At 72.0% G+C, this 21,452-nt stretch carries 22 protein-coding genes; 7 read left to right on the forward strand and 15 right to left on the reverse strand.

Annotated features, from left to right (window positions below; translation table 11 throughout):
• Window positions 1-22: 22 nt before the first annotated feature.
• Complete coding sequence (locus tag AB0I45_RS06150) at window positions 23-796, forward strand: DUF899 domain-containing protein (protein WP_345030779.1); 774 nt, start codon at window positions 23-25, stop codon at window positions 794-796.
• A gap of 45 nt (window positions 797-841) precedes the next feature.
• Here AB0I45_RS06150 and AB0I45_RS06155 read toward each other — a convergent pair whose 3' ends face one another.
• Window positions 842-1,363, reverse strand: coding sequence for an N-acetyltransferase family protein (locus AB0I45_RS06155; protein WP_345030782.1), 522 nt, complete (start codon window positions 1,361-1,363; stop codon window positions 842-844).
• The gene (locus AB0I45_RS06160; protein WP_345030784.1) at window positions 1,360-2,814 is read right to left on the reverse strand and encodes an FAD-dependent oxidoreductase; all 1,455 of its coding nucleotides are present in this window, start codon (window positions 2,812-2,814) and stop codon (window positions 1,360-1,362) included. The genes AB0I45_RS06155 and AB0I45_RS06160 overlap by 4 nt, the downstream gene beginning before the upstream one ends.
• Before the next feature lie 172 nt (window positions 2,815-2,986).
• Between AB0I45_RS06160 and AB0I45_RS06165 the strand changes: the two genes are divergently transcribed.
• Together AB0I45_RS06165 and AB0I45_RS06170 are read left to right on the forward strand one after the other, a co-directional pair.
• Window positions 2,987-4,177: an MFS transporter gene (locus AB0I45_RS06165; RefSeq protein ID WP_345030786.1), complete on the forward strand. Its 1,191-nt coding sequence runs from the start codon at window positions 2,987-2,989 to the stop codon at window positions 4,175-4,177.
• A gap of 99 nt (window positions 4,178-4,276) precedes the next feature.
• Complete coding sequence (locus AB0I45_RS06170; protein ID WP_345030788.1) at window positions 4,277-5,044, forward strand: hypothetical protein; 768 nt, start codon at window positions 4,277-4,279, stop codon at window positions 5,042-5,044.
• Between the two features lie 34 nt (window positions 5,045-5,078).
• Here the strand turns inward: AB0I45_RS06170 and yidD are convergent, their stop codons facing one another.
• The 8 genes from yidD to AB0I45_RS06210 form a co-directional block, all read right to left on the reverse strand.
• Window positions 5,079-5,384 carry a membrane protein insertion efficiency factor YidD gene (yidD, locus tag AB0I45_RS06175; RefSeq protein ID WP_345030790.1) on the reverse strand — a complete coding sequence of 102 codons (306 nt, stop codon included), beginning with the start codon at window positions 5,382-5,384 and terminating at the stop codon, window positions 5,079-5,081.
• A 99-nt stretch (window positions 5,385-5,483) separates the two neighbouring features.
• Window positions 5,484-5,903 (reverse strand): phage holin family protein, encoded by a 420-nt coding sequence (locus AB0I45_RS06180; RefSeq protein WP_137319544.1) that lies wholly within the window; start codon window positions 5,901-5,903, stop codon window positions 5,484-5,486.
• A 60-nt stretch (window positions 5,904-5,963) separates the two neighbouring features.
• Complete coding sequence (locus AB0I45_RS06185; protein WP_137319545.1) at window positions 5,964-6,314, reverse strand: DUF2200 domain-containing protein; 351 nt, start codon at window positions 6,312-6,314, stop codon at window positions 5,964-5,966.
• A 208-nt stretch (window positions 6,315-6,522) separates the two neighbouring features.
• Window positions 6,523-7,275 carry an ABC transporter permease gene (locus AB0I45_RS06190; RefSeq protein WP_345030793.1) on the reverse strand — a complete coding sequence of 251 codons (753 nt, stop codon included), beginning with the start codon at window positions 7,273-7,275 and terminating at the stop codon, window positions 6,523-6,525.
• Window position 7,276: 1 nt separating this feature from the next.
• Window positions 7,277-8,023, reverse strand: coding sequence for an ABC transporter permease (locus tag AB0I45_RS06195; protein ID WP_345030795.1), 747 nt, complete (start codon window positions 8,021-8,023; stop codon window positions 7,277-7,279).
• On the reverse strand, window positions 8,023-8,928 hold the full coding sequence (locus AB0I45_RS06200; RefSeq protein ID WP_345030798.1) for an ATP-binding cassette domain-containing protein: 906 nt from the start codon (window positions 8,926-8,928) through the stop codon (window positions 8,023-8,025). The genes AB0I45_RS06195 and AB0I45_RS06200 overlap by 1 nt, the downstream gene beginning before the upstream one ends.
• A gap of 65 nt (window positions 8,929-8,993) precedes the next feature.
• Window positions 8,994-9,692, reverse strand: coding sequence for a response regulator transcription factor (locus tag AB0I45_RS06205; protein WP_345030801.1), 699 nt, complete (start codon window positions 9,690-9,692; stop codon window positions 8,994-8,996).
• Window positions 9,689-11,002, reverse strand: coding sequence for a histidine kinase (locus AB0I45_RS06210; protein WP_345030804.1), 1,314 nt, complete (start codon window positions 11,000-11,002; stop codon window positions 9,689-9,691). The genes AB0I45_RS06205 and AB0I45_RS06210 overlap by 4 nt, the downstream gene beginning before the upstream one ends.
• Before the next feature lie 325 nt (window positions 11,003-11,327).
• Between AB0I45_RS06210 and AB0I45_RS06215 the strand changes: the two genes are divergently transcribed.
• The 3 genes from AB0I45_RS06215 (at window position 11,328) to AB0I45_RS06225 (ending at window position 15,453) form a co-directional block, all read left to right on the forward strand.
• Complete coding sequence (locus AB0I45_RS06215; RefSeq protein WP_345030807.1) at window positions 11,328-12,203, forward strand: FUSC family protein; 876 nt, start codon at window positions 11,328-11,330, stop codon at window positions 12,201-12,203.
• A gap of 155 nt (window positions 12,204-12,358) precedes the next feature.
• On the forward strand, window positions 12,359-12,973 hold the full coding sequence (locus tag AB0I45_RS06220) for a YitT family protein (protein WP_345031161.1): 615 nt from the start codon (window positions 12,359-12,361) through the stop codon (window positions 12,971-12,973).
• 86 nt (window positions 12,974-13,059) lie between these two features.
• Entirely contained in the window at window positions 13,060-15,453 is a 2,394-nt protein-coding gene (locus AB0I45_RS06225) for an excinuclease ABC subunit UvrA (RefSeq protein WP_345030810.1), read from the forward strand.
• 96 nt (window positions 15,454-15,549) lie between these two features.
• Here the strand turns inward: AB0I45_RS06225 and AB0I45_RS06230 are convergent, their stop codons facing one another.
• Window positions 15,550-16,704: an amidohydrolase family protein gene (locus tag AB0I45_RS06230; RefSeq protein WP_345031164.1), complete on the reverse strand. Its 1,155-nt coding sequence runs from the start codon at window positions 16,702-16,704 to the stop codon at window positions 15,550-15,552.
• Between the two features lie 232 nt (window positions 16,705-16,936).
• On the opposite strand from AB0I45_RS06230, the gene AB0I45_RS06235 reads away from it, so the two are divergent.
• A complete protein-coding gene (locus AB0I45_RS06235) occupies window positions 16,937-17,485 on the forward strand; it encodes an NAD(P)H-dependent oxidoreductase (protein WP_345030813.1) in 549 nt (182 codons plus the stop codon).
• A gap of 44 nt (window positions 17,486-17,529) precedes the next feature.
• On the opposite strand, the gene panC is transcribed toward AB0I45_RS06235, so the two are convergent.
• The 4 genes from panC to AB0I45_RS06255 form a co-directional block, all read right to left on the reverse strand.
• On the reverse strand, window positions 17,530-18,396 hold the full coding sequence (gene panC / locus AB0I45_RS06240; RefSeq protein ID WP_137319579.1) for a pantoate--beta-alanine ligase: 867 nt from the start codon (window positions 18,394-18,396) through the stop codon (window positions 17,530-17,532).
• Between the two features lie 40 nt (window positions 18,397-18,436).
• Window positions 18,437-18,859 carry a thioesterase family protein gene (locus AB0I45_RS06245; RefSeq protein ID WP_137319580.1) on the reverse strand — a complete coding sequence of 141 codons (423 nt, stop codon included), beginning with the start codon at window positions 18,857-18,859 and terminating at the stop codon, window positions 18,437-18,439.
• A gap of 91 nt (window positions 18,860-18,950) precedes the next feature.
• Window positions 18,951-19,754 carry a hydratase gene (locus AB0I45_RS06250; protein WP_137319581.1) on the reverse strand — a complete coding sequence of 268 codons (804 nt, stop codon included), beginning with the start codon at window positions 19,752-19,754 and terminating at the stop codon, window positions 18,951-18,953.
• Between the two features lie 72 nt (window positions 19,755-19,826).
• On the reverse strand, window positions 19,827-21,446 hold the full coding sequence (locus AB0I45_RS06255) for a CYTH and CHAD domain-containing protein (protein WP_137319582.1): 1,620 nt from the start codon (window positions 21,444-21,446) through the stop codon (window positions 19,827-19,829).
• Window positions 21,447-21,452 lie beyond the last annotated feature (6 nt).

Raw genomic sequence — 21,452 nt, forward strand, 5'->3', positions numbered from 1 at the left:
ATCCGCACGACGGGTTCGGCCGATGAGCGCCGCCGAAGAGTGGCCGCCGATCGTCGACCGCGCCGTCTGGGACGACGCACGCGCCGTGCTGCTGCAGCAGGAGAAGGCGCTCACCCGGATGAAGGACGCGATCAGCGCCGCCCGGCGCCGGATGCCCATGGTCGAGGTGCGCTCCGATTACCGTTTCCACGGCCCGGACGGCACCGTGACGCTGCTCGACCTGTTCGACGGGCACCCGCAGCTCATCGTCCAGCACTTCATGTTCGGACCCGACTGGCAGGAGGGGTGCGACGGGTGCTCGATGATGGCCGAGCACATCGGGCCGCTCTCCCACCTCCACGCTCGCCGGACCGCATTCGTGCTCAGCTCGCGCGCTCCGCTCGAGCGCCTGCACGCCTTCCGCGAGCGCATGGGCTGGGACCTGCCGTGGTACTCGACCGAGGGCGACGCCTTCAACATCGACTTCGGGGCGACCGTCGACGGCGCAGAGCAGCAGGCGATCAGCGTGTTCCTGCGCCGCGGCGACCGCGTGTTCCACACCTGGTCGACCTACGCCCGCGGTGAGGAGCCCTTCATGATGGTGTTCGACCTCCTCGACCTCACCCCCTTCGGGCGGCAGGAGGAGTGGGAGAGCTCGCCGCCCGGGGTGCCGCAGGAGCCGACGTACTCGTGGATGCGGCTCAGCGACAGCTACGACCGCACCGGACAGCCCTGCACCTGCCACGACTCGGATCCCCCGGGGACCGCGGAGGAGACGATCGGCGCGGAGGACGGGCCTGCACCTCGGCCCTCATGACCACTCGGCCCTCATTGCCTCCCGGTCCTCATGGTCTGCTGATCCTCACGGCCGTCGGCGCTCGACGATGACGGTGTCGCGCCACTGCCCGGCCTGCGGACCGTAGGTCATGAGCGCGATCCGCTCCCGGCGGCCCACGACCCGGAACCCGGCGCGCGCGTGGAGCCGGACGCTCGCGGTGTTCTCCGGGAACAGCGAGCCCTGGATCGTCCAGACGCCGTGCGCGTCGGCGACCCGGATGAACTCGGCCAGCAGCCGTGCGCCGAGGCCGCGGCCGAACTCCTCGGGGTGGACGTACACCGAATGCTCGACGACGCCCCGGTACACCGCGCGGGCCGACACCGGCGTGGCGGCCGCCCAGCCGCGCACCCGCTCGTCGTCATCGACGGCGACGAGGCGCAGCGCGGGGATCCGGCGCTCCGCGAACTCCTCCCAGCTCGCCGGGGGTGCGGAATCGAAGGTCGCCTGCCCGGTCGCGATCCCGGCCCGGTAGATCTCCTCCACCGCCGGCCAGTCCGCCTCCGTCATCACGCGGAAGCGCACCCCCGGGCCCGAGGCGCCGCTCATGCGTGCGACCGCTGTCCGCTGCGCCCGTGCGCGGTGCCCGTGGGGATGCCGAGCGACACCGGGGCCGCCGGTGGGCAGCACGCGCTCACCGGCGGGCAGCACACGGAGTCGGCATCCGTGCCGCTGTCGCCGGAGTCGGCGCAGTCGGGGGTGTCGCAGCCGCCCTCGTCTCCGTCCACGGAGCCGAGGTCGGTCGAGCACACCCCGGTCTCCGGCAGCACGAGCTCGACGCGCTCGGCGGCCTCCCGGTCGCCGGCGAGCGCGGCCGCGATCGAGCGCACCTGCTCGTAGCCGGCGGCCATGAGGAACGTCGGTGCCCGGCCGTAGGACTTCATCCCGACGATGTAGAAGTCCGGATCCGGGTGGGCGAGGAGCGCCGCCCCGTGCGGGGGCACGGTCCCGCAGCTGTGGAACTCGGGATCGATGAGCGGTCCGAGCTCCCGCGGCGCCTCGACGACGGGATCGAGGTCGAGGCGGACCTCGCGCAGCATGCTCAGGTCCGGCCGGAACCCGGTTGTCGGCACCACCCGGTCCACGGTGAGCGCGACAGGCCCGGCCGGGGTGTCGGCATGGACGGTCACGCCGACGTCCGATTCGAGCCCGGTGACGGTGAACCCGGTGTGGAGCTCGATCGCGCCGTCCTCCATCAGGGCGCGCAGCCGTGAGCCGAGCGCACCGCGGGCCGGCAGGCCGTCCCGGTCCTCGCCGCCGTAGACCGGTTCGGGGCTCGCGGACCGGATCGCCCAGCCGATGCGGGTATGCGGCGCCTCGGCGCGGAGCTCGGCGAGGGCGAGCAGGGTGTTCGCCGCCGAATGCCCGGCGCCGACGACGAGGACGCGGCGGTCGGCGAACTCCGCCCGATCCCGGCCGGTGACGTCCGGCAGGGGAGAGGTGACGAGCCCGGCGGCGCGGGCTGCCGCCTCGCCGGGGGCGGGGAGCCCCGCCTGCCCGAGCGGGTTCGGGGTGTGCCACGTGCCCGAGGCGTCGATCACCGCACGCACGCGGTGATCGGTGACCGCGCCCTGCGCGTCGGCGACCCGGACGAGGAACGGGGTGGTCTCGCGCTCGTGGCTGCGGGTCCGATCCATGCCCTCGCGGCTGACCGCGACGACCCGGGTACTCGTGCGGATCCGTCCGCTGAGCTCCGGGGTCGCGGCGAGCGGCGCGAGGTAGTCGGCGACGAGCTCCGCCCCGGTGGGCAGGCGGTCGAGGTCGGGCTCCGTCCAGCCGGTCGATTCAAGGAGTGCGCGGGCGGCGGGGTCGATGTCGTACCGCCATGGGGAGAAGAGGCGGATGTGGCCCCAGGCGCTCACCGCGGATGCCGGTTCAGGGCCCGCCTCGAACACGATCGGCTCGAGCCCGCGGGCCAGCAGGTGCGCCGCCGCGGCGAGACCGACCGGGCCGGCTCCGATCACGGCGACGGGCAGTGTGGACGGGTCGGCTGCGGGCACGGGCGTCTCCTCGGTTCGGGGTGCGCACGGTGGTCGCCGCACGCGGCTCAATCGACAGCCATCGCACATCGATGGCTGTCGATGTACAGCCAAGCATGTCGTATCGACAGATGTCGATCTATGGGCATAATGGGGGAGTGACCACAGCGATGAGACCTGCCGGACCTGTTCGATGACCGACCGACCCCGGGGTGGGATGACGGCCCTGTGCCTGGCCCAGATCACCAGTTGGGGACTGCTCTTCTACTCGCTGCCCGTCGCCGTCGTCCCGGTCTCCGCGGACACCGGGTGGAGCCACACGACGGTCACCGCCGCACTCGCCGCAGGCCTCCTCGTGTCCGCGGTGCTCGGCGTCCGGGTGGGCCGGCTCCTCGACGTCCGCGGGCCGCGTGCGCTGATGACCACCGGCTCCGTCATCGGGGTGCTCGCCCTGCTGCTCGTCGCCTGGTCGCCGAACCTGCCGATGTTCTTCGCCGCCTGGCTGCTCGCCGGCTTCGCGCAGTCCGCGGTGCTCTACCCGCCCGCGTTCGCCGTCATCACCCGCTGGTACGGGCCCTGGAGGGTCGGTCCGCTCACCACTCTCACGCTCGTCGGCGGTTTCGCCTCGACGGTGTTCGCCCCGCTCGTCGCCTTCCTCGTCGAGGTGTTCGGGTGGCGCGGGAGCTACCTCGTCATGGCGGTCATCCTCGCGCTCGTCACCATCCCGCTGCACGCGCTGTTCCTCAACGGTCCGTGGTCCGACGGCGCCCCTGTCCGGGCCACCACCGCTGCGACGGCGGAGATCCGGCAGGTCACCCGCTCCGCCCGGTTCCGGATCCTGCAGATCACCATGGCGGTGGCGACCTTCACCCTCTTCGCGGTGACGATCAACATCATCCCGATGTTCCTCGAGCGCGGGATGAGCTACGAGATGGCGGCCCTGTCGCTCGGCCTCGTCGGCGCCGGGCAGGTCATCGGCCGCATCGGGTACCCGCAGTTCGCCCGCGCCACCACACCTCGGATGAGGACGGTCACGGTGTTCATCGCCGGCGCCGCAGCACTCTGGGTGCTGGCGCTGCTCCCGCAGCCGTACTGGCTGCTCGTGGCGGTCGCGATCCTCGCCGGAGGAGTGCGCGGGTGCCACACACTGCTCCAGGCGACTGCGGTGTCGGACCGCTGGGGGACGAAGAACTTCGGCGCGATCAACGGCGCTTTCGTCGCACCGATGACCGCCGTCGGAGCGGTCGCCCTGGTTGCCGGGCCGGGTCTGGCCGAGCTGCTCGGCGGCTACCCGGCGATGGCGGTCATCATGGCCGCACTGCTGACCGGGGCCGCGCTCGTGGCGATGAGGGAGCCGCAGCCGAGGCCGGCGCCTCACCCCTGATGGACGGGCGGGGCCACGTGCACGGCGAATCCACGGGCCGGAGCGGGGTCAGCGCCGGCCGGTGAGGCCCGGATCCTGGCCCTCGCATACCATCGATGCGTGCCGAATCCTCCAGAATCCGCCGCCCGTCCCGTCGACCACGACGACGGGCCGCCCGCCGACAGCCGCTACCAGAAGCTCGACAGCGCAGCGGTCCGTGATTCGACGGCTCGCCTGCAGCGGAGGATCAGGAGTCGGTTCCCCGACCGGGGTCTGTGGGAGGTGTGCAGCGAGCTCCTCGGCCTCGTCGACGAGGTCATCGAGGGCGGCGGGATCAGCCGCCGCCGGGTCGGCCTCGCTCGGCTGCTCTCGCGCGTCGCGATCATCACCGTCATCGTCGTCTTCGGCGGCGCGATCGTGCTCGCCGGCGTCGACGTCTGGGCGGGAGCCGATGCCCTGGGACCGATCGACCTGCTGCCGCTGCTCGAGACCGCGGTGAACAACCTCGTGTTCGCCGGCATCGCGATCTTCTTCCTCGTCGCAGTCCCGGAGCGCATGGAGCGTGCGCGGGTGCTGCGCCTCGTCCACCGTCTGCGCTCGCTCGCCCACGTCATCGACATGCACCAGCTCACCAAGGTGCCCGAGCGGCTCGAACGCGGCCGGCGTGAGGACGATGGTCTCGATCTGACGCGCGAGCAGCTCGCCCACTACTTCGACTACTGCACGGAGATGCTCTCCCTCGTCGGCAAGGCGGCCGCGCTGTTCGCCGAGGACACCACCGATGGCGAGGTGCTCGATGCGGTCGAGGGCATCGAGACGCTGACGTCCGACATGGCGCGCAAGGTGTGGCAGAAGATCACGGTGCTCCAGTCCCAGAGCGGTACCTGACGGATCTCCGTCGCAGCAGGTGAGAGCGGGGGGCTCAGAACCGGAAGGGGATGGGGATCCCGCCCAGGCAGCACACGCCCTGCACATTGCCGCCGCCGGCCTTGAGCGAGGTCGCGGCGCGGGAGCAGCGGGCGAACTGGGACATCGAGGGGCGGATCCCGCCGATCACTCCGCGTTCGGCGATGATCGAGCGGATCACGGCCGAGCAGGAGCGCTCGGCGCCGGCGACGAGGGAGGCGCAGGTGAATCCCTTGCGCGGCGAGATGTGCCGCTGGTACATGCGGATGGCGCGGTCGGCGCCGAAGCGCGGGGCACGGGTGATCGGGCGTGTGTTCGACATGCTCCGACAGTAGACCCGATGGCGCGCCGGGTACAGGGTGACCTGCCGGAAACCGGGGCCGACCGGCCCGGTGGTGCACCACGGACCTGCGGCCGGGGTTCAGTCCTCGCGGCTGCGTTCGGCCCGGCGGTCGGGCATGACCCAGCCGAGGACCGCGGACACGATCGCGACGATGATCGCGGCGAACAGTGCGGTGAGGAACCCGTCGAAGCTCAGCGTGATCGGGGTGAACTGCGAGGCCCATGCGGTGAGGAGCAGCATGAGCGCATTGATGACGACGGCGAACAGGCCGAGTGTCAGGCAGGTCAGGGGGAGTGCGACGAGTTCGACGAGCGGCCGGACGAGTGCATTCACCACCCCGAACAGAGCACCGATGACGAGGTACGCCACGACGGTCGAGCCGGTGTCCCCGAGCGAGGCGGCGAAGGCGTCGCTCCCGGCGATCTCCATCCCGGGCAGGAACCAGACCGCGGCGGCGAGCGCCAGGGCATTGACGATGATGCGCAGGATGAGGTTCATGGTGCGTCCTCCTGGAACTGTCGGAACGGTGGCCGCGGCCAGCGGTGCGGTGGGATCCGGTCACCCCCGCAGGATCGACTCCATCTTCTTGCCCCGGCCCACCTCGTCGACGAGCTTGTCCATGTAGCGGATCTTCTGCATGAGAGGGTCCTCGATCTCCTCGACCCGCACCCCGCAGACGACGCCGGTGATGAGCTCGGCGTTGGGGTTGAGCTCCGGCGCCTCGGCGAAGAAGGTCGCGAGGTCCGTGTCGTTCTCGATGACGCGCTCGAGGTCTGCCTCGGAGTACCCCGTGAGCCAGGTGATGACGGTGTCGACCTCGGCCTTGCCGCGGCCCTTCTTCTCCGCCTTGGTGACGTAGTGCGGGTAGATGCTCGCGAAGCTCGTGGTGAAGATGCGGTGCCCGGCCATGGTGCGCCTCCTGGAGTGATGGATCGATCGACGTCTCGACGCCATTGTCCCACCGGCGAGGCGATCCCGGCCCGGCTCACGAGGTGAACCCGAGCCCCAGCCGGTCGAGCGTGCGCAGCATGAGGTTCCGGTGCCCGTCGTTGCGGTCGGCCCGGTCCATCGCCCAGCAGGTCGCGTTGATCCCCGCCGAGGCGTTCGTCCAACGCCTTCACCCCCGCACCTCGCGGCGGGCGAGGAGTGCGGCGCTCCCGGCGATCGCCGCTGCGGTGAGGAGCACCGTGCACGCGAGGATCGCGGCGACGTCGCCGAACCCGATCGTGCCGGGGTCGGCGAAGGTGCCGGTGCCCAGCTGGGTGGTGCGGGCGATGAGCGCATGGGGGAGCACCGCGATCAGCGCACCGACGTCGGTGAGCAGGAGCACCACGGAGACCCCCGAGGCGACGAGCGCGCAGGCCACGGGCGCGGCGAAGGACGGCAGCAGGATCGACAGGCCCGACTGCACGGCGGCCACCGGGATGCTCGCGGCGATGATGAGCAGGCTGATCGCCAGGTACTCACCGGGCAGCAGCCCCGGCAGGCCGAACACGAACCTCCCGAACACCGTGAGCACCCCGAGGAGCACGAGCTGCATGGCCGCGGCGGCTGTCGCGATGACCGCGGTCTTCGCCACCGCGATCCGCAGCGCCGAGGTCGGGCCGCTGAGCAGGGCGTTCCAGTTGCCCTCCTGCCTCTCGGGCCGCCACACGAGGGAGGCGATGATCGCGATGCCGAGCGGCAGCGGCGCCATCCCATGGACGACGACGGAGCGCAGCCACATCGTGTGCCAGCCATCGGCGGGGGCCTGACCCGAGGCCAGGGTGTTCGCGACCCCGGAGAGGACCATGGCGGTCGGGAGCAGGAGCACGACGACCCAGCTCAGGGAACGGGAGAGTTTGAGGAATTCGGCGCGGACGGCATTCATGTCAGTCCTCCTTGAGGTCGAGGAGTCCGGTGGTGAGGACGAAGAGCAGGGAGCCCACCACGGCGAGCGCGGCGACGCTCGGGAAGGCCGGGGTGAGGAGTTCGGGGGCGTCGCCGACGAATGCGGCCCCCGTCGCCAGGGCATAGTAGCCCCACGGCGACAGGTGGGCGAGCAGCGGTGGGAAGCCGCTGGCGAACACCGCGATGAGCGTGCCGACCACCCCGATGCCGAGCGTGACGAGCTGATTGTCCACCACGGTGGCGAGCACGACGTGCAGGGCGAGGACGACGAGGCTGACGGTGACCGCCAGCAGAGTGTAGAGCGCCCATGCGGCCACGGGCAGCGGGGCGGTGATCCCCACCGCGAGCCCGAACCCCGCGACGAGCAGGCTGCTGAGCACGGTCGCCCCGGCCACCCAGATCGCGGTGGCGGCGAACTTCGTCCGGCACAGCCGGCCGGTGGTGACGCCTGCGGTGCGCGCGAGCAGCCAGCCGTTCGCCCGGTGCTCGATGTCGACCTGGCGACTGGCGAGCACGGCGATGGTGAGCGGCGAGCCGACCGGCACGGCGAGCGAGAGTCCGGCGAGCAGGCCGGCCCATGCCTCGGGGGCGGCGGGGCTGAACTCCGGGGAGCTCGCCGCGCTCATGATGCTCAGCCCGGAGACGGCGCAGACGAGCGCCGCGGCGCTGAGCCCCATGCGGAGCCGGCGCATCTTGGAGAACTCGAGTCGCAGGAGTCGTGCGCTCATCACAGACCACCTCCGGCGGTGACGTCCATGAAGACGTCCTCGAGCGTCTGTTCGTCGCGCCGCACGCCGTAGATGTCGATCCCCGCACCGGCGAGCTCGCTGACGAGCCGGGCGGTCGCCGGTTCGTCGATGCCGGTGAGGCGCAGGGTGCGGCCGTGCGTGCCGCGGAGCAGCTCGGGCCGGATGAGGGAGGCGGTGCGCTGCGGGTCCGCGGTGTCGATCAGCAGGTCCGGGGTCGAGGCGGCGAACAGCTGCTCCCGGGTGCCCTGGAACACGAGCCGCCCGCCGCTGAGGATGCCGAGCACGGTGGCGATGCGGTCGATCTCGCCGAGCAGGTGGCAGGACACCATGACGGTGACCCCGGATTCGGCGAGGCTGCGCAGCAGCGCGCGGATCTCCTCGATCCCGGCGGGGTCGAAGCCGTTCGTCGGCTCGTCGAGGATGAGGATCCGCGGCTGCCGAGCGAGCGCCATTGCGATCCCGAGGCGCTGCTTCATGCCGAGCGAGAACTCGCGCACCTTCTTGTCGAGCTGCTTTTCCAGCCGCACGGTGCCCACCGCCGCATCGATCTGCGCGTCGTCGAGCCCGAGCAGCCGCTGGATCAGGCGCATGTTCTCCGTTCCGGTGAGGTGCCCGTAGCCCGGTGGCGATTCGATGAGGGAGCCGATCCCGCCGAGGAGCTCCCGCCGGGTGCTGCGGTTCATCGGCCGGCCCATGATCGTCACCTCGCCGCGGGTGGGGCGGACGAGGGAGAGGAGCATCTTCATCGTCGTCGACTTCCCGGCCCCGTTCGGGCCGAGGAACCCGTAGACGCATCCGGTGGGGACGCGCAGCTCGAGGTCCTGGACGACCGGGCGGGTGCCGTAGGTCTTGGTCAGTCCGTGGGTGCTGATGATCGTGTCCATGCCTCCACCCTCGCGAGGATCGGACGCCGCGTCGTCAGCCGCGGGACATCACCTGCGCCTATGCCTCAGGTGGTATGCGCGTCCCCGGGGTCCTCCGGGCCGGGCCGCAGGAGCCAGGATTCGTAGGCGAGCACGACGGCCTGCACCCGATCGCGGAGGTCGAGCTTGGTCAGTATCCGACCGACGTGGATCTTCACCGTCCCCTCGGCGAGGACGAGGCGCTGGGCGATCTCCGCGTTCGAGTGCCCGCGGGCCACCTCGAGCAGGACTTCCCGCTCCCGCGGGGTGAGGAGCTCGAGGCGCGGGTCGGGCAGCCGCGGTGCGCCGTCAGCGGCGCCGCCGGGGGCGAGCACGTGGTCGAGGAGGCGGCGCGTGGTGCTCGGGGCGACGATCGCCTCCCCGGCGTGGACGTGGCCGATCGCTTGCGCGATCTCCTCGAGCGGGGCGTCCTTGAGGAGGAAGCCGCCGGCCCCGGCGCGCAGCGCGTCGTAGGCGTACTCGTCGAGGTCGAAGGTGGTGAGGACGAGAACCTGCGGGACGTCCGCCTGCTCGCGGATCCGCCGGGTGGCCGCGACCCCGTCGAGGCGCGGCATCCGGATGTCCATGAGCACGACATCGGCGGCGACGGACTCGAGCAGGGCGAGCGCCTCCTCGCCGTCGCCGGCCTCGCCGACGACGGTGATCTCCGGCCGGGACTCGAGCATCATCCGCAGGCCGGTGCGGATCATCTCCTGGTCGTCGACGAGCACCACGCGGATCGTCATGTGCGCTCTCCTTCCGTTCGGGTGTCGGTCGGCAGCTCGGCGGCGACCTCGAAACCGCCGCCGGGGCGCGGTCCGGCGTGCACGATCCCGCCCGAGGCCGCCACCCGCTCCCGGATGCCACGCAGTCCGAACCCGTTGCCCGCCGCCGAGGTGCCCGCTGTCGAGGTGCCCGCCGGCGCGGATGCCGGTGCGGCGGTCGTCGGCGCCGTCGCGGGGCCCTGTCCGTCGTCGGCGATCCGGACCCGGACCGACCCGGGGTCGGTGCGCACCGCGACCTCGACACGGCCGACCTCGGGCCCGGCGTGCCTGCGGGTGTTGGTGAGGGCCTCAGGCACGATCCGGTAGACGGTCGCCTCGAGCCCGGTGGACAGTGCTGCGTGGTCCCCGTCGACGGTGAGCTGAACCGGCAGGCCGGCGGCCCGGGATTCCGCGACGAGCTCCGGCAGCCGGTCGATTCCGGGCTGCGGGTCGTGGGGGCCGGTCTCCGGGCTGCGGAGGACGCCGAGCATGGTGCGCATGTCGGCGAGCGCGCTGCGCCCGGTGTCGCGCACCCGCAGCATCGCCTCGCGGGCGCGCTCGGGGGCGGTGTCGACGGTGGCGGCCGCCCCCTCGGACATGACGACGACGACGCTGAGGCTGTGGGAGACGATGTCGTGCATCTCGCGGGCGATCCGGGCGCGCTCCTCGGCCGCCGCGGCCTCCGCGAGCGCGTGCTGCTCGCGTTCGAGCCGCAGGGCGCGTGCCCCGAGCTCGTCGAGGTGGGCACGGCGGATCCGCACGAGGGTGCCCCAGGTCCACACCCAGGCGATGACGACGCAGAGGAGGCCGACCTCGCCGGGGTTGAGGTGCTCGTCGCCGAGCCGCGGCAGGGTTGTGGCGAGCAGCCAGGTCAGCAGTGCGGCGGCGCCCGGCACGGACACCGGCGGGCGGTACAACGCAGCGAGGGAGTACAGGGCGGGCAGGGCCAGCACGTCGATGGGGAGCAGCGGGGCGCCGAGGAGCGCGTGGGCGCTCATCGCGATAACCATCACGGCGAGGGCGGCGACCGGGTGCCGGCGCCGGAACGGCAGCGCGGCGCCGATGGCCGCGGCGAGGAGGACGTGGACGAGGAGCATGATCGGCGGCTGGCCCACGGCGGCCGCCGGCAGCAGCGGCAGGGTGTAGACGACGGCGACGACCGCGACCGCGATGTCGATCGGGATGCGGAACCGGGCGAGCGGCGCGGGCCGCGCCTCGGCAGGGTCCGGTGCCGGAGCGGCGGGGGTGCCGTCGCCCGCGGGGGCGGGGGAGTCGGGGGCCGGACGTGCCATCGAGTGGCACTCTACCGAACCGGAGGGAGCATACTGGAACCCGTGAAGCACGACGACGAGCAGCGGCCGAGCACGGAGGAGACCTCCTTCCTCCGTGCACTCGTGACGTTCCGCCCGCCGCTCATGTCATTGCGGACCACCTTGCTCCTGGTGAGCCCCGTGTGGTTCGGGTTCATCGTGTTCACCGCGCTCGGCCGACCGCTCGAGGGGCTGCTCGTGGCGCTCGGGGCGTACATCGTGCTCTTCGGCGGGGGCAGCCGCTGCACGCCGGCTGCGCGCGTACCTCATCGCCGCCCTCGGGCTCCTGGGCTCCGTCGCTCTCGGCATGGCGGCAGCCGGGTCCGCGCTCCTCACCTGGCTTGCCTACCTCGGGTCCGCGGTGCTCGCCGTCCTCGTCACCCGGCGGGTCGATCCCGGACCGCCGGGCCCGTACTTCTTCGTCCTCAAGGTCGGCGGCGGCACCCTGCTCGGCGGGGTGGGCCTCGGCATCCCGCTCACCCTCCTGTTCCTCGCGCTCGGCTCCGCCCTCGCGCTGCTCATGGGCGGCATCGACGCACTCCTCGACCGGCGTACCGCGGACGCGCAGCCGGAGCCGGCCGGGGAGCCGGGACCGGAGACGGTCGGGAATGCGGACAGGGCTGCCGGCGATGCGGACGAGGAGGAGACCGACGACGTCGATGCGCCGCGGGACGATGCCGGTGCCGGGCCGGATCGCGGGTCGACCCGGCTCACGTTCATGCGGATCGCGATCGCGCTGAGCGCCACGCTCGGCATCAGTGCCCTGCGCGGGGATGCGCACCCGTTCTGGAGAGTGCTCGTCGTCGTCCTCGTACTCTCCTACCCGGGCGATTCCCGGCAGCTCACCGTGCGCGCCGTGTCCCGCATCCTCGGCACGCTCGCCGGCCTGCTCCTGTTCCTGCCGGTCGCCGACCTCCACCTCGGCAGCGCTGGCTACGTCGCCGTGCTGTGCATCCTCCTGTGGTGCGTGGCCCGCTGGACCGCCCGCAACTACCTGCTCGGCAGCGTCCTCATCACCCTGCTCGCCCTGTTCATGTCGGTGCCGCTGACCCCGGACGAATCACCCCTGCAGCTCACGCTGGCGCGCGGCATCGACACCGTGATCGCCGGGATCGTGTCCCTCGCGGTGCTGCGGCTCGTCCGCCTGCGGCCCGTGGACGACGGAATCGGAAGGACCCCATGACGCACCCCGCACCCGAACCCCACCGCGAGCCCGAGGCGACCCCGCACCGGGATGCCGCTCCGGGCACGGGACCGGCTCCCGCCCCGGACCCGGCTCCCACCTCGGCTCCGGGTCCTGCAGCGGACCCGGAGCCCTCGGCACCGCCGCTCGGTGCTATGAACGGGGTCGACCAGGCCCTCCAGAAGCACTCGTGGATCGAGGACGTGTGGGGGATGCTCACCGGCACCTTCCTCGCCTCGCTCGGCCTCTACCTGCTGCGTGAGGCGCTCGCCGTCACCGGCGGCACCGCCGGCCTCGGACTGCTGTTGAGCTACGCCTCGGACATCCCGGTCGCGGTGATGTTCCCGCTGGTCAACATCCCGTTCTTCGCCCTCGCGCTGTGGAAGAAGGGATGGAGCTTCACGCTCCGCACGATCATCGCCGTGCTCCTCGTCTCCGCCCTCACGCTCCTCCACCCGGTCATGCTCGCCGGCGTCGACGTCGACCCCGTCTACGGCACGTTCACCGGCAACCTGCTCGCCGGGGTCGGGCTCCTCATCCTGTTCCGTCACCGTTCAAGCCTGGGCGGCATCAACATCCTCGCCCTGCTCGTCCAGGAGCGCCTGGGCTGGAGTGCGGGCTACGTGCAGATGGGCATCGATGTCCTCATCATCGTCGCCGCCCTGACGGTGAGCCCCTGGCCGTCGGTGCTGCTGTCGGCCGCCGGCGCCGTCGTCCTCAACCTCATCCTCGCCCTCAACCACCGGCCGGGCCGCTACACCGGGTATTAGGAGCCCGCGCCGGGGTCGCGGACGGGGGAGTACACTTCCCACGGTCGCATCCGTCGGCCGCATCCGCCTTCGCTGGGAGACACCTCATGACCGAATCCGAGACCTCCGCCCCGACGGCCGGCGACTCCGCGCCCGCGGCCGACGCCCACGAGCGCATCCGGGTCCACGGCGCGCGCGAGAACAACCTCAAGGACATCAGCGTCGACCTCCCCAAGCGGCGGCTCACGGTGTTCACCGGGGTGTCCGGGTCCGGCAAGAGCTCGCTCGTGTTCGGCACGGTCGCCGCGGAGTCCCAGCGGCTCATCAACGAGACCTACAGCGCATTCGTCCAGGGCTTCATGCCGAGCCTCGCCCGCCCGGACGTCGACCGGCTCGAAGGCCTCACCACCGCGATCCTCGTCGACCAGGAGCGGATGGGTGCGAACTCGCGGTCCACCGTGGGCACCGCGACGGATGCCTACGCGCTCCTGCGGATCATCTACAGCCGGCTCGGCACCCCGCACATCGGCTCCCCGCAGGCCTTCTCCTTCAACGTCGCCTCGGTCAGCGGCGCCGGCGCCGTGACCCTGGACAAGGGCGGCCGGACCGTCAAGGAGAAGCGGACGTTCAGCATCACCGGGGGCATGTGCCCGCGCTGCGAGGGGATGGGCCGGGTCGAGGACTTCGACCTCAGCGAGCTCTACGACGCGGAGAGGTCGCTCAACGAGGGCGCGCTCTCCGTGCCCGGCTACAGCATGGACGGCTGGTACGGCCGGATCTTCCGCGCCTGCGGGTTCTTCGACCCGGACACGCCCATCAAGAAGTTCACCAAGCGCCAGCTCGACGACCTCCTCTACAAGGAGCCGACGAAGATCAAGGTCGAGGGCATCAACCTCACCTACACCGGGGTCATCCCGCAGATCCAGAAGTCCTTCCTGTCCAAGGACGTCGACGCGATGCAGCCGCACATCCGCGCCTTCGTCGAACGCGTCATCACCTTCTCCCGCTGCCCGGAGTGCGACGGCACCCGGCTGAGCGAGGCCGCCCGGTCCTCGACGATCAGGGGAATCCACATCGGACAGGCCGCCGCGATGCAGATCACCGACCTCGCCGCCTGGGTCGCCGAGCTCGACGAGCCCTCGGTCGCCCCGCTCCTCGCCGGCCTGCGCGAGCTCCTCGACTCCTTCGTCGAGATCGGGCTCGGCTACCTCTCGCTCGACCGGCCGGCGGGAACGCTGTCGGGCGGCGAGGCGCAGCGCACCAAGATGATCCGCCACCTCGGCTCCTCGCTCACCGACATCACCTACGTGTTCGACGAGCCGAGCGCCGGCCTCCACCCGCACGACATCGACCGCATGAACGGCTTGCTGCGCCGCCTGCGCGACAAGGGCAACACCGTCCTCGTCGTCGAGCACAAGCCGGAGATGATCCAGATCGCCGACCACGTCGTCGACCTCGGGCCCGGTGCCGGCGCGGTCGGCGGGGAGATCTGCTACGAGGGGCCGCTGTCCGGCCTGCGCGACAGCGGCACGCTCACCGCCCGCCACCTCGACGACCGCGCCCGCCTCAAGGAGACGGTGCGGGAGTCGAGAGAGGTGATCGAGATCCGCGGGGCGGTCGACAACAACCTGCGCGACGTCGACGTCGACGTGCCGCTCGGCGTGCTCACCGTCGTCACCGGGGTCGCCGGTTCGGGGAAGAGCTCGCTCATCCACGGCCAGATCGCCGACCGCGACGACGTCGTCGTCATCGACCAGTCCGGCATCCGCGGCTCCCGGCGGAGCAATCCGGCGACCTACACCGGGCTGCTCGACCCGATCCGCAAGGCCTTCGCCAAGGCCAATGGGGTCAAGCCCGGGCTGTTCAGCGCGAACTCCGACGGCGCGTGCCCCAACTGCAAGGGTGCCGGGGTGATCTACACCGACCTCGGCGTCATGGCCGGGGTGTCGACGACGTGCGAGGTGTGCGAGGGCCGGCGGTTCGAGGCCTCCGTGCTCGAGCACCGCCTGGGCGGGAGGTCGATCGCCGAGGTCCTCGCGATGTCCGTCGAGGAGGCCTTGGCATTCTTCCGCGAGGGCGAGGCCCGCCTGCCGGCGGCCCATAGGATCCTCGTGCGCCTCGCCGAGGTGGGCCTGGGCTATCTGACGATCGGCCAGCCGCTCACCACCCTGTCCGGCGGAGAGCGGCAGCGGCTCAAGCTCGCCACCCGGATGGGGGAGAAGGGCGGGATCTACGTCCTCGACGAGCCGACCACCGGGCTCCACCTCGCCGATGTCGACCAGCTGCTCGGCCTGCTCGACACGCTCGTCGACGCCGGGAAGTCGGTCATCGTCATCGAGCATCACCAGGCGGTCATGGCGCACGCCGACTGGATCATCGACCTCGGGCCCGGGGCGGGCTCCGAGGGCGGCCGGGTGGTGTTCGAGGGGACGCCGGCCGCGCTCGTCGCCGACGCCTCGACGCTCACGGGGAAGCACCTGAAGGAATACATCGCCGGCTGACCGGGGACCGGGCGAGCACCCCGCGCCGCCTGCAGATGCCCGCGATTCCTGCACAGATTCCGCGGGCGGCTGCAGGAATCGCGGGCCTTTCGCGGGTCAGTCCAGCGTGCTGCGCAGCACCCGACCGCCGCCGACGACGAGCCTGCGCTCGGGCAGCCGGACGAGGGCGTCCATCGGGTTCTCGGCGTCGACGAGCACGAGGTCGGCGCGCGCCCCGGCCGTGAGGTCGTGGTCCGCGCGGCCGACCGCCCAGGCGCCGTCGCTCGTCGCGGTGCGCACCACGTCGAGCAGGTCCTCGTCGCGCACCAGGCCGCTGCCGCGTGCGTACTGCCAGGCGATGCCGAGCGTGTCGCCCGTCCCGTAGGGGCTCCATAGGTCGCGGATGCCGTCGGTGCCGAGGGTGAGCCGGACCCCGTGCTCGCGCAGCGCGTGCAGGGGCAGCTGGGCGGCGCCGAGGCGCGGCGGGGCGACGGTCGACATCGTCACCCCGAGCCCGCCCATCCGCGCGAGCAGGTCCCGCTGCCCGGCGGCGTCGATCTGCGCGACGGCGAAGCCGTGGGCGATGTTCACCGGCGAGGAGAGCTCCCAGCGCTCCATCCGGTCGAGCAGCAGCTCGATCTGGAACACGCCGAGCTCGGCCGGGTCGTGGAGGTGGATGTCGATGCCGACCCCGGTGTCGCGGGCGATGTCGACGAGCGCATCGATCTGCCCCACGGGATCGTGGTCGATACCGGCGGGGTCGAGGCCGCCGATGTGCTCGACGCCGGATTCGGCGGCTTGCCGCAGCAGGTCGACGACACCGGGCCGGCGGAGCACACCGTCCTGCGGGAACGCGACGATCTCCACCGCGAGCGCACCGTCGTAGGCGGCGACGGCCTCGCGCACCGCCTCGATGCCGGACAGCCCGATCCCGAGGTCGACGTCGACGTGGGAGCGGATCGCGGTCGTGCCGTCGCCCACCATGGCGTCGAGCACCCGGGAGCTCAGCGCGGCGCTGGGGATGCCGAGCTCGTCGCGGCGGGCCCGCTCGTGGCGGATCCGGCCGTCCGTGCCGGGCTCGCCGCCGTAGGACTGCCAGGGCAGGCCGAGCCAGGACTTGTCGACGTGGGCGTGCCCGTTGACGATGCCCTGCAGCGCGAGCAGGCCGCGCCCGTCGATGACCTCGGCGGCGCTCTCGGTGCGCGAACCGGCATCCGTGCCGTGGGGGCCGGTGTCGGCGAATCCGGTGAAGGTGTCGCCGTCGATCGTGATGTCCTGGGCCGGGCCGCCCTAGGGGCGGACGTTCGTGATGATGATGCTCATGGTCTCAGCATCGCATGTATACGACGGCAGATGACGGGCGGTGACGCCGTGCGACCGGCGGGCGGTCCGCGCAGCGGTGACGTCCCTAGTGTGGGCATCGTCGTCGGGGTCCGGCCCGGTGCGCTCGCAGTGCGGTGCGCCGGGCAGGGCCGCGGACCGCCCACCGGAAAGGACCTCGCCCATGGCCAGCGTCGTCGTGATCAACGGCAGCCCCTCGAACCCGTCCACCACCGAACGCCTCCTCACCGAGGTCGCCCACCGGATGCGCGGGCACGGTCACCTCACCTCGCTCATCAACGTCCGCGATCTGCCGGCCGCGGCCCTCATCACCGCGGACCTCGGTGATCCGGGCATCGTCGCGGGGATTGCCGAGGTCGTCGCCGCCGATGCCCTGGTCGTCGCCTCGCCGGTCTACAAGGCGAGCTACTCCGGGCTGCTCAAGACCTTCGTCGACCTGCTGCCGCCGAACTGCCTCGCCGGCACCCCGGTGCTCCCGTTCGTCACCGGCGGGTCCGTGGGCCACGTCCTCGCTCTCGACCAGGGGCTCAAGCCGCTGCTCGCCGCGCTCGGTGCGACGACCATCGCGCGCGGCCGGTTCGTCGAATCCGCGCACATCGGGCCGGCCGGGCTCAGCGAGCCGGCGGCGGCGAAGGTCGCCGGGACGGTGGACGACTTCGCGCTCGACATCGGTCTGCACGCCCGGCCTCGCCTGTCTGCGGTCGGTGCCTGAGACTCCCGCGCGATCATGGGGCGCCGCAGATCCCGCTCCGCGGCTCAGTGCGCCGGGAGCTCGATGTTGTCGATGAGCCGGACGCTGCCGACGTAGGCGGCGATGAGTGCGAGCGCCGGCAGCGACTCGGTGGGCAGCAGGGTGCCCGGATCGACGACTTCGAGGTAGTCGAGGATGACGTCGGGGGCCTCCCGCACCTGTCGGCGCAGCCCCGACAGATCCCAGTCCGCACCGTGCGCCGCCCGGTCGAGGAGCTCGAACAGGGCCGACGACAGGGCCGTCGCGGCCCGGCGGTGTTCCTCGGTGAGGAGGAGGTTCCGGCTGGAGAGCGCGAGCCCGGATTCCTCCCGCTGCGTGGGCACCGGCACGATCGTCACCGGGAAGTCGAGGTCGGCGACCATGCGGGAGACGATCATGAGCTGCTGGGCGTCCTTCTGCCCGAAGTATGCCTTGAGCCGCGCCGGGCCCTCGGGATCGAAGATGTTGAAGAGCTTGGAGACGACCGTGGCGACCCCGTCGAAGTGACCGGGCCGGGAGGCGCCCTCGAGGATCTGACCCATGTGGCCGCTCGTCACCCGCACGATGGGGGAGTCGGGGTGGTTCGGGTACATCTCCTCGACCTCGGGTGCGAGGACGAGGTCGACCCCCTCGGCCTCGCACAGCGCCATGTCCGCATCGAGGTCGCGCGGATAGAGCTCGAGGTCGAGCGGCGACTCGAACTGGAGCGGGTTGACGAACAGGGAGGCGCAGACGACGGGGTTGTCCGCCCGGGCCGCGCGCATGAGCGCGGCATGCCCCTGGTGGAGGGCGCCCATCGTCGGCACGAGCCCGACGGAGTGGGCTTCGCGCTCCGCGACGAGGCGGGTGAGCGCATTACGGAGCTCAGCGATGGTGCGGGTGAGGACGGTCATCGTGACCTCCGGGTCGGGGTGCGGCCGCGCCGCTGAGGGGTCAGTCCTCCGGGGCGAGCAGTGCGGAGAAGTACTCGCGCATCGCGTCGTCGAACGGCTGCGACTTGCGGGTCGAGGTGTTGATCTGCACGATCACGGACTCACCTGCGGCGCACAGGCGACCGTCGTTGAACAGCGCCTGCTCGACGACGAGCGAGCTGCCGCCGATCCGCTTGACCCGGGAGCCGACCTCGACGGTGCCCGGCCAGTGCGTCTCCTGCAGGTACTTGATGGTGATCTGTGCGATGACGAACTCGGCATCGTCATGGGCCGAGACCTCGTGGGCGCGGCTGATGAACTCGACCCGGCCGGTCTCGAAGAACGTCGCATAGACGGCGTTGTTGATGTGGCCCTGCTTGTCGGTGTCCGCGTACCGGAGCTTGTCGTGGGTGCGGATGGGGAAGTCGTCGATCGTGTCGGTCATTCTCTCATCGTGCCATGTGAGCCCGATCACGGGAACCGCAGGACCGAGTGGTGGACAGCCGGCGGCCCCGCCGGCCGCTGCGGACGCCGCGTCAGGCGGTGTTCAGGCTCACCGTGCCGAGGGATCCGAAGTCGGCGTGCACCCGTGTCCCGGGCACGAGCGGGATCGGCGCGGAGAGGACCCCGGTGGTCACGACCTGCCCGGCGTGCAGGGTGATCCCGTGGGTGGAGAGCTCGCCCACGAGCCAGGTGAGCGAGCCGAGCGGGCCGTCGAGGACGTTGCCGCCGCGACCGGTCGAGTGCGCACTCGTGCCATCCGCCAGCGTGACGGTGATCGTGACCTCGAGCTCGGTGAGGTCGTCGTCGAGCCGCGCGGGCGGCGCGGCGGGACCGAGCACGAACTCCGCGGCGCAGGCGCTGTCGGCGGTGAGCTCGGCGATGCCGACATCGGTGAAGCGCGACAGTCGGGTGTCGGGAAGCTCGATGGCCGGGTGGACCGAGGCGAGGGCAGCGCGCACCTCGGGCTGCGAGTACGGGTCATCGCGGGGGACGAGATCGCGGGCGAGGGTGAAGGCGCACTCGACCTCGGCCAGGGGCATCACCCGGGGGCCCAATTGCAGGGTGCCGCCGTCGGGGATGATCCCGTCGGCGAGCATGCGGCCGGCGATCGGCGCGTCGACGTCGAGGTGGGCCTGCCCGGCCGCGCTCGTCGCCGCGATCTTCCAGCCGTGGACCGGGCTGCCGGCGAGCGTCGCGACACGGGTGGCGATCGCGTGGCCCTCGCCCCGGGACAGCGGGGTGAGGCTGCCGGGCAGGCGCTCGAGCGGTGTACGCGTGCGGCGCGCCTCGGCGAGGACGGCGGCGGCCTGCTGGATCTGGGCGGGGGAGAGGTCCATGGCCTCAGCCTAGCTCCGGGCGCCGCCCCGCAGGTCGGCAACCGGTCCCCGTGCTCGCTCCGGTCCCGGACCTCAGGCCTGCTCGGTGCTCGCCGCGGAATGGAGCCGGGACAGCAGCTTCGTCGTCTTCTTCAGCGCCTTCGTCTGCACCGCGATCTCAGCGCCGTAGAGCAGCCCGTACCCGAACGTCGGCTCGCCCTTCTTCTCCGCCCGGCGAGCGGTGCTGCGGACATGGTCCTGGAACATCACCGAGTCGCGATGGGTGCCGAGCGCGGTCTGGAGCTTCTTCGCCACCGCCATCTTCTCCGCGAGGTCGTCCCCGAGGTCGATCGCAGCGGCATCGGTGACTGCGGACACGGCGTAGCGCAGCCGCTTGGCCTCCTTGCGCACCTCGTGGAGCTCCTCGATGCGGGTGGCCTCGTCGGCTTCGTGCTCGGCGGTCTCCGCGTGGGCGAGCAGGCTGTCGACCTGGGCCGTGGCGAGCGGGGCGAGGGCGGCCGCAGCATCCCTGCGCTGCTCGGCGCCGAGGTCGGGGTGCAGCGGGACCGCACGGGCGCAGCGGTCGATGATGTCGAGCTGCTCGGCGTACCAGGGGCTGCGCATCGCGGCGAGGAGCCTCCGGTGCGCGCGCCGGTACTCCCGGACCTGGGAGTCGCGGAGCCGGCGCACGGTCCTCTTGGGGATGAGTGCGGCGGTGAGGCCCTCCGCCCCGCCCGGGAGCGCGGCGATCCGCTCACCGACCTGGTCGCGGAGCACCTCGGCGTCGCGTGCGGCCGACAGCAGCCGGCCGAGGCGGCGCAGCGCCCGGTTGACCTCCTTCCGCGCCTCCGGTTCGAGCAGGGGACGGTAGATCTGGAGGAGCGAGCGCAGGGTGCGGGCGGACACCCGGAATTGGTGGACGGCGTCGTCGGCGCTGCGCCTGACGAGCGGATCCCAGGACTTGAGACGGCGCACCTGGGTGCGGACCGTGCGGGTGAGGACGGTGGCGAGGTCGGTGCCCTCACCGGCGCCCTCCGGGCTCAGCGGGTCCGCCGGACGGCCGAGGACCTTCTCGAGCTTGGAGCCCGCATGCGAGCGCTGCGCCCCCGCATCGAGGAGCGTCGACTCCACCGCATCGAGGAAGCCCGGGACGGATTCCATCCCGCCCACGAGGGTCGGGTTGACGACCTCGACCTCCCATTCGCGCCAGTGGCGCACCCGGGAGTCGGTGCGCGATCCCGCCGCCATCGCCGCGACCTGGTCGTCGCACACCTCGGCCACGGTGCGGCCCCGGGCATCCATGAGGTCGACGACGGAGCGCAGCGTATTCATGCTGAGCACCGGCACGAGCGCGCGCCCGCGCACGTGCACCGCGACGAGGTCGGCGATCTCCTCCGGCACGCGGTACGGCACGGACTCGGCCGGTCCGTCCCCGGTCCGCTCGGACGAGGCGAGCGGCACCTGCATCTCGATCCGGTGCGCGCCCGAGGGGATCTTCACGTGCCAGCCGGCGTCCTCCCCGCCGGCCCTCCGGCGCAGGATCACACCGTTGGCGGCGAGCACCCGGTCGCGGGTGTCGAAGTACACCGCCTCGAGCGCCACCGGCGGGCGGTAGCCCACGCGGGAGACCCCAGCGGCGCCGTGCAGTCGCGGCAGCGAGGTCTGGCCGGTGATGTCGTACTTGCGCTCGATCTCGAGGAAGGTCCCGCTCATGCTCCC

The sequence above is a fragment of the Brevibacterium sp. NPDC049920 genome (genome assembly GCF_040656435.1).
Taxonomy (GTDB): Bacteria; Actinomycetota; Actinomycetes; order Actinomycetales; family Brevibacteriaceae; genus Brevibacterium; species Brevibacterium pityocampae.